The sequence below is a fragment of the Flavobacterium sp. ACAM 123 genome, from assembly GCF_000264055.1.
GTDB lineage: Bacteria > Bacteroidota > Bacteroidia > Flavobacteriales > Flavobacteriaceae > Flavobacterium.
In genome coordinates this window covers 1-8,467 of the sequence record NZ_AJXL01000133.1, presented here as the reverse complement: position 1 = coordinate 8,467, position 8,467 = coordinate 1, and the positions used below count along the sequence as shown (strand labels likewise).

At 36.8% G+C, this 8,467-nt stretch carries 5 protein-coding genes and 1 pseudogene; 3 read left to right on the top strand and 3 right to left on the bottom strand.

Annotated elements, in window-relative coordinates; all coding sequences use genetic code 11:
- The first annotated feature begins 41 nt into the window (after positions 1-41).
- Both A3SG_RS0116435 and A3SG_RS23165 read left to right on the top strand, forming a co-directional pair.
- Complete coding sequence (locus tag A3SG_RS0116435) at positions 42-2,237, top strand: T9SS sorting signal type C domain-containing protein (RefSeq protein WP_016991099.1); 2,196 nt, start codon at positions 42-44, stop codon at positions 2,235-2,237.
- Between the two features lie 526 nt (positions 2,238-2,763).
- Positions 2,764-2,901, top strand: a pseudogene (locus tag A3SG_RS23165) (hypothetical protein); the annotation flags it as partial.
- Positions 2,902-2,974: 73 nt separating this feature from the next.
- On the opposite strand, the gene bioB reads toward A3SG_RS23165, so the two are convergent.
- The 3 genes from bioB to A3SG_RS0116420 form a co-directional block, all read right to left on the bottom strand.
- Positions 2,975-4,060, bottom strand: a complete 1,086-nt coding sequence (bioB, locus tag A3SG_RS0116430) for a biotin synthase BioB (protein ID WP_016991098.1) — start codon at positions 4,058-4,060, stop codon at positions 2,975-2,977.
- Positions 4,061-4,158: 98 nt separating this feature from the next.
- Positions 4,159-4,596, bottom strand: coding sequence for a hypothetical protein (locus A3SG_RS0116425; protein ID WP_016991097.1), 438 nt, complete (start codon positions 4,594-4,596; stop codon positions 4,159-4,161).
- A 116-nt stretch (positions 4,597-4,712) separates the two neighbouring features.
- Positions 4,713-5,642 (bottom strand): bifunctional riboflavin kinase/FAD synthetase, encoded by a 930-nt coding sequence (locus tag A3SG_RS0116420; RefSeq protein ID WP_016991096.1) that lies wholly within the window; start codon positions 5,640-5,642, stop codon positions 4,713-4,715.
- Positions 5,643-5,793: 151 nt separating this feature from the next.
- On the opposite strand from A3SG_RS0116420, the gene A3SG_RS0116415 reads away from it, so the two are divergent.
- A partial coding sequence (locus A3SG_RS0116415; protein ID WP_016991095.1) for a reprolysin-like metallopeptidase occupies positions 5,794-8,467 on the top strand: 2,674 nt, incomplete at its 3' end.

Below are 8,467 nucleotides of genomic sequence, written 5' to 3'. Positions count from 1 at the left end.
ATTAGCAGTAATGGTGAATCCAAAAACCAGCTATAACAGCTATGACCAATGCAGCTTGTAGTGGCGTCGGCTTTACTTCAACCCCATTTAACACAACCAATGGCGTAGTACCAACAGGTACAACTTACACATGGACTACACCCTCAGTAACGGGAGGTTTGACAGGTGGCGTATCTGGAAGTGGTTCAAGTATAGCGGGAACATTATCCAATCCAACAAGTTCAGCACAAACAGCAACTTATACTGTGACACCAACTTTAGGAAGTTGCGCAGGGGCCCATTTTACAATAACAATTACCGTAAACCCATTACCAACAGCCCCTAACATTAATTCTACCACTCAGCCTACATGCACCGTAAGCACAGGAAGTATAACTTTAGGTGGACTTCCTTCAGGAGGGTGGAAACTGTATCGTTCAGGAACATCATCTGCAACTGATGGATCGGGAACTACAACAACTATAAACGGACTAGCTGCTGGGGACTATACCTTTACAGTTGACAATTTAACCTGCATCTCAAGTTCAAGTTTAACTGCGACTATTAGTAATGCATATGTGCCTGTAAACCGATGGTCTGGTAAAGTGTGGAGTTCAGGAACGCCAACTTTAGACCAACAAATTGTTTTTGAAGACTCCTATGAAGAATTTGTTGACGTAATAGAGGGCTGCTCCTGTATCGTGAAAGCCGGTAAAACTGTAACGATTAGATCACGAAAAACTTTGAGAATAGTAAATCAAGTTGAGGTAAGGGGTGATGGTATACTTACATTCGAGGATAAAGCCAGTCTAGTGCAAATAAAAGATGTTCCTGCTGATCTTAATTTAGGCAAGATAACATATAGAAGGTCTACGCTACCTATTTTAAAAACGGATTATGTATATTGGTCTACACCAGTCACTACGGCCGCTTTAGGAGACATACAATCGGGTACTCTATATTACTCCTTCAACGCCTTAGGGAACAAATGGGTAAATGCGTCGGCAGGGACAGCAATGGATACTGGAAAAGGCTACATTGTGCGTGGTGCTGGAACTTGGTTTGATACGGGTAGTATAACTCTAACTCCCAATTTTAAAGGAGTACCAAACAATGGTATTGTAAAGGCTTACTTAACTCCAGGAAAAAATAATTTAATAGGAAATCCATATCCCTCGGCTATTGATGGTGATGCCTTTATAAACGCGAATACAAATACAACTGCTTTGTCAAACTCTTTGTCTGGGACTTTATACTTTTGGACTCATAAATCTACTATACAATTAGCTAGTAATATTACTAATGGAACGGCAGGATCTGGTAAGTTTGCATATACCTCTGATGATTATGACACCTATACCTTGACAGGAGGTACAGGAGGACTAAATACAGGTACAATTGCTGCCGGTCAGGGCTTTTTTGCTCCTGCGAGCAGTACGGGAGGTAACGCTATATTTAATAATAGTATGAGGCTGTCGTCAAGTGGAGGAGTTTTGGATAATGCTCAATTTTTAAAACAAGTGGTAGGTTCAAAAGCGATCAAAACAACATCGAACAGTAAATTAGATAAAAACAGAGTCTGGTTGAACTTAACCAACTCTGGGGGTGCCTTTAAACAAATTTTAATTGGATATATAACCGGAGCAACTAATGGGTATGAAAGTACTTATGATGGAAATAATTTTAATGCCAATTCATTTGTTAATTTTTATAGTATAAATCAGAATAGGAATCTTACTATAGAGGGAAGAGCCTTGCCATTTGATCAAGATGACGTAGTGCCTTTAGGATATAAATCTACTATTGTTGAAGAATTTAAAATAGCAATCGATAAAACGGATGGTTTTCTTTCTAACAAGAAAATTAATTTAGAAGATAAATTATTAGGTAAGATTCAAGATCTAAGCGAGGCGCCTTATGTCTTCACGACTGAAGTAGGTACTTTTAATGAGCGTTTTGTTTTGAGTTATGCTAATAAAACGGCAGCGTCAACTATAATGTTGGGAACGGGAGATTATAAAAAAGCAAGCGAAGCAGTTCTAATTTCCAATAAAAATAAAGAGATAAAAATTAGTTCCTCAACAAATGAAATCGATAAAGTGTTTGTTTACGATTTATCAGGTAGACAAATTTATACAGCATCAAAGGTGGAGAAGAATGAATTAATCATTAAGACGATAATGTCCAGTAATCAGGTGTTAATTATAAAAGTGGTATTGCAAAATCAAAGCACAGTTAACAAGAAGATTATTTACTAGATATTGATATCAACTTTGTTAAAAAGCCCTATTATGTTACTGTATGATGGGCTTTATTTCTATGTTTTATGTGACGTAATATCACCGTAGGCAGATACATTTACAAAGAATTATATTCTACTTAAAAATTAACATTTCAGGAATCACTAAAAGCGGGTGATACGATAGTTATAGACGCCTTTAAAAGGAGGTCGCTCATTAACTGCTCAATTAAAAGTATTTTTTTGTCAAGACAAAATATTTAATAACCACAAATTATTAAGGTAAAATTAGCTTTTAGTGTGTTTTTATTTTCAGGGAAATATATTGTCCTACAAAAGCTTTTCAATGCGATTTTTAATATCCTTGCTTGAAGATTTAAAAAGGACGGTTTTATGGTAATGTGAATAAGGTTGCATTACAACCTGATAGGAAGCTCGGTTTAGGAGGTGATTAGCTCTATTTTAATGGTATTTTATTTTCTTGTATAAGCAGAGTAAAATCAGATGGTACTATTGATAGATAGGATTATAATTATGATGTTGCAGGTAAGAAACTTTATCAAAAAAACAATCTAAACAGCACTCAATTCTCTATTTCAAATGTACAATCAGGGCACCAAGTAGTGCTAATTTCTGTTTTGTTGGAAAATGGATTGAACCTGTTGAAAAAGCTAATTTACTAGGCTTTTAAACTATATTTGGCATAAAAAAACCACCTTATGGGAATAAGATGGTTTTAGATAATTGTCTTTATTTTTATTTTCTTTTACCTGATGCTTCAAGGTTTTTCTCAATAGTATGGCCTGGTCTCGACCATTTTGGCTTTTCTCCAAGAGTAGTAAATTGAGAATTTGCAGCCTCAACAGTTGCTGGTTGAGAAACTTTGGTAAATGGTTTTTGTGGATTTAAACCCAACATTTCAAACATTTTCATGTCTTCATTTACGTCCGGGTTTGGAGTTGTCAATAATTTGTCCCCAGCAAAAATAGAATTTGCACCAGCAAAAAAGCACATCGCCTGACCTTCGCGACTCATGTTCATCCGTCCGGCGGATAAACGTACCTGAGTTTCAGGCATAATAATTCGAGACGTGGCAACCATACGTATCATTTCCCATATTTCAACTGGTTTTTCTTCTTCCATCGGAGTTCCTTCAACAGGAACCAAAGCGTTAATAGGCACTGATTCTGGTTGAGGATTCAATGTTGATAGAGCGACTAACATTCCGGCTCTGTCCTCAATACTTTCGCCCATTCCTATTATTCCACCACTGCAAACTGTAACATTGGTTTTACGAACATTCTCGATTGTTTGTAAGCGGTCTTCAAATCCTCGAGTTGAAATAACTTCTTTATAATATTCTTCTGAGGTGTCTAAATTGTGATTGTAAGCATATAGACCTGCTTCTGCTAGACGATGGGCTTGATTTTCAGTAATCATTCCAAGAGTGCAACAAACTTCCATTTCCAGTTTATTGATGGTTCTAACCATTTCCAATACTTGATCAAAATCAGGACCGTCTTTTACATTTCTCCAAGCTGCTCCCATACAAACACGCGAGGAACCGCTTTCTTTTGCTCGCAAAGCTTGTGCTTTTACTTGATTTACAGACATTAAATCATTCCCTTCGACTGAAGTATGATACCTAGCTGCCTGCGGGCAATAACCACAATCTTCTGGGCAGCCACCAGTTTTAATAGATAATAAAGTGGATACCTGAACCACATTTGGATCATGATGCTCTCTATGGATTGAGGCTGCTTCATAAAGCAAATCCATCATCGGTTTGTTATATATTTCAATAATTTCTTCTTTCGTCCAATTGTGTTTTGTAATGCTCATAGATGCGATTTTTTGATGGTCCAAAAGTAGGTAAATTGTTCCAAAGAATCAATGCAATAGTTTTGAAAAGCGGATTGGCGCTACTTTAAATCTTTGATTTAATCGCAAGGATAACGCTTTTTCCAAAATAGCATTAAAGTGTATGTGACGATTACCGCAGATACGATGCCTTCAAAGAGTAAGGAAACACCGTAGGTTACAACAGTTGGGTCTCCGCCAAATAAAAAGGAAGCTGAAAGTGATTCGATGTATTTATCACCACCTTGCATGTAGCTGTATAATATTAATCCAGCAATACTAATAAAAACACCAATAAGAGCCGTGGTAAGAGCAGAAATAGCATTAGCCGGAAGCTCAGTTTTTCCTTCTTTGTAATTACTTTTTAACATTCTATTTGCCCCGTAGTAAATAAAAAGAATGTTGAGAGCTCTAAGATAGAATAAATCGGCAAGGTCTAAAGCCTTCATAGCTAAGAAATAAATACTAATTCCAATCCAAATAATAATTCCGTTGTACAATTCTTTAGGTATTTTCATGCATTTTATTTTTTAAAGTTAAAAAGCAGTATGTTGTAATACAGGTTGGTTAACTCTCAAATTTACATAAAATATAGGAATATATTTGAAGTAGCTTAAAATTTTTCTAATAAAAGCTAAAGTTGGTGTAGATACCTAATTGCTGTACTTTTATCTTTTTCTAATTGTTCAGTCAGTAAAGCGACGGAATCGAATTTTTGCTCAGGACGCATGTATGTAAGTATGGAAACCGTTATTTTTTGGTCGTATAAATCGGCATCAAAATCAAAAAAGTGGATTTCTATGGAAAGTTGTTCTCCAGATACAGTAGGGTTAAACCCAATATTCATCATTCCAAAAACGGTTTTTTGATTGATGGTACTTTTCACTACATAAACGCCATTAAGAGGAATCAATTTGTAGTCTTCTTTTATTTTTAAGTTTGCGGTGGGGAATCCAATGGTTCTTCCGAGTTGCTTTCCTTTGAAAATTATTCCAGATAAAAAATAGTCATACCCTAAATATTCATTTGCCAAGGGCATGTTTCCTTCCAAAATAGCTTTTCTGATTTTAGTCGAACTAACCGAAAGGTCATTTATTTCTTGCACAGAGATTTGTTCGACCTCAAATCCATATTTTTCTCCAAATCCAATAAGGTCATCAATGTTTGCCGTACGGTTTCTTCCAAATCTATGGTCATGACCGATAATTATTTTGTGGATGTCAAATTGATCCACCAGAACTGTTTGCACAAATTCTTCAGCAGTCAATTGGGAGAAAAGTGCATCAAAAGGATGAATAACAAGGTTTTGAATCCCTATGGTTTCCAATAGTTGAATTTTTTCTTCGATGGTGTTTAGCAACTTGATTTCTGATTTTTCCTGTAGAACCATTCGGGGATGTGGAAAAAAAGTGAGAACCATACTTTCGTATTTTTCGTTTATAGTATTATCAATAAGTTTTTCTAAAATTTTTTGATGTCCTATGTGGACACCGTCAAAAGTACCCAGTGTGAGAATTGTTTTCTTAGTGGTACTGAAATCTTTTATAGAATGAAAAATCTTCAAAGCAAATGTTTTATAGCACTACAAATTTATACTATCTATATTAAATGCAGTAGTAAATAGGACCGATTTTCTTTGAAATTCTAAAATTTAGGAATTATCCGAAAATTTAAATTTAAATTCTTTAATTTTGAAACACAAATAGGCAGTAACCATGAAAAAGAATGTTCTCCTCTTCTTAATTGCGATGTGGTGTTTACCAATCCAGGCTCAAAACGAATCTTTGTGGAAAAGGGTAGATCAAGGCTCGGTTTCAAGTAGTGGAAAAAACAGTCCTAAATCTACTGCAAAACAACAATTATTATTTCAATTAGACGAGATTGGATTGAAAAAGTCATTGTTTGCAACCCAAAACACGACCTCAAAAAGGAGTGTTATCGAGATCACCATTCCAAATTTAAATGGTGTTTTGGAAAAGTTTTTAGTGTGGGAATCCTCTAATTTCGAACCGGAACTTCAAAATAATTATCCTGATATTAGAGCCTACGCAGGAGTAGGAGTTACGGATCCAACCGCTTCGCTTAATTTTAGTTTGTCGCCAGCAGGAATGCAAACTATGATTCTTAGAGCTGGTAGTGGATCAGAATTTATAGAATCTTTTCAAGACAGCCCTTCTTTATACGTTCTCTTTTCTTCTAAGAACCGGGAAAAAGGAACCCTGCCATTTATTTGTAAAACGGACGATGTAACTTTAAACAAGCAATTGCTAAATAAGACGGCTAAAACAACGGCAAACAACAAGGTTTTTAAGACTCTACGACTGGCTTTATCTTGTACTGTTGAATATGCAGATTATCATGGCGGAACTAAGGCAAGTGCTCTTGCTGCTATGAACGCTACCATGTCGAGAGTGAATGGTATATTTAATAAAGATTTGGCCGTCAAATTGGTTCTTATTGCTAATAATGATCTTGTGATATATACCAATGCTAGTGGCGATCCTTACTCAGCTGCTACAGCAGGCGCAGGTGGAGATTGGAGTCAGGAACTTCAGACCAATTTAACGAATACTATTACGAATGACGGCTATGACATTGGTCATTTGTTTGGTGCTTCTGGCGGAGGAGGAAACGCAGGATGCAGTGGTTGTGTGTGTGAGTCCCCTACGGTGGCTGTCCCTTTGGGGAAAGGAAGTGCTTTTAGCTCTCCTGGAGATGGAAGGCCGCAAGGAGATACCTTCGACATTGATTTTGTTGCCCACGAACTAGGACATCAACTAGGTGCAAATCATACTTTTTCTTATGAACTTGAAAGTACGGCGGTAAATGTAAATGTAGAACCTGGAAGTGGTTCTACGATTATGGGGTATGCTGGTATCACCAATGATTATGATGTGCAAGCTAGCTCCGATGATTACTTTGTGTATGCCAGTATTTTGCAAATTCAAACTAATCTTGCAACAAAAACGTGTCCCACACCCACGATTATTAACAACAGTACTCCTGTAATAAACGCCGGTATAGATTATACTATTCCTAAAGGGACTGCATTTATATTAAAAGGAACAGGGTCAGATCCTAATGGAGATACAATCACATATACTTGGGAGCAAAATGATGCGGCTACAACAGCTAATAAGGAAAATAGCTTGGCAGTATCTACAAAGCCTGACGGACCTTTGTTTAGATCTTTATATCCTACAGTTAGTCCTGTAAGATATATGCCATTGTATAGTAACGTATTGTCTAATAAATTGACTAGTAAATGGGAATCTGTATCGACAGTTGCCAGGACGCTTCATTTTACATTGACGGGAAGAGACAATTCGGCACAAGGAACTGCCCAAACTAATACAGATGAAATGATTGTAAATGTGAGTGGAACGGTGGGTCCATTTGTGGTCACGTCTCAAAGTACAGAGAATCTAAGTTGGTTTCAGGGACAAAGCAAGACGATTAGCTGGGAAGTTAATGGAGCAAATACACTTTCAGGTTCTTCTCTTGTAAATATAAAACTTTCTATTGATGGGGGGCTAACCTTTCCAACCTTGCTGGCAGGTAATACTGCAAATGATGGTGCTGAAGTAATTACGGTTCCAAACAATGTTAAAGCTAAGAATTGCAGAATTTTAATAGAGCCTGTGGGTAACATTTATTACGCGGTAAATAGTACCGCTTTTGCGATAGGATATTCAGTTACGTCTTCTTGCAATACTTATGCATTTGCAGCTCCTTTTGCGATTCCGGAACAAATCGCTTATACATCAAGAACTATTTCCGTACCGTCCACGGGAGGTTCAATTGCTGATGTAGATTTTAATGTGAATTTTACCCATGCTTATTTATCAGATGTCGAGATGCAAGTAACGAGTCCATTAGGTACAAAGGTGAAGTTATTTGATAGAAGTTGTAACAGTACAAATAGTACGTTGGAATTGAAGTATGATGACCTGGGAGGAGATATTGTTTGTGCTACAACCACGTTGCAAAATGTTGCTCCTTTTCAGTCCTTAGCGGCTTTTAATGGTCAAGACCCTGCAGGAAATTGGATTTTTGAGATTCGAGATGCATATGTAGGGGACGCAGGGACGTTAAATTCCGCATCAATTACGATTTGTACAAAAGCATACACTTTGTCAGCAGGAGATTTTCAAATTAACGACTTTGCTCTCTATCCAAATCCTAATAAGGGGAGTTTCACGATTCAATTCACCAGTCAATCTTCCACTTCGGTAAAAGTAATGGTTCACGATTTGCTGGGAAGGAAGTTGTTTGATACAGACTATGAAAATAAAGGTAGCTTCAATAAAAATATTCAACTGCAACATATTCAAGCGGGTATTTACTTGTTGACGGTCATCGATGGTGATAGAAAAGAAGTTAAAAAAG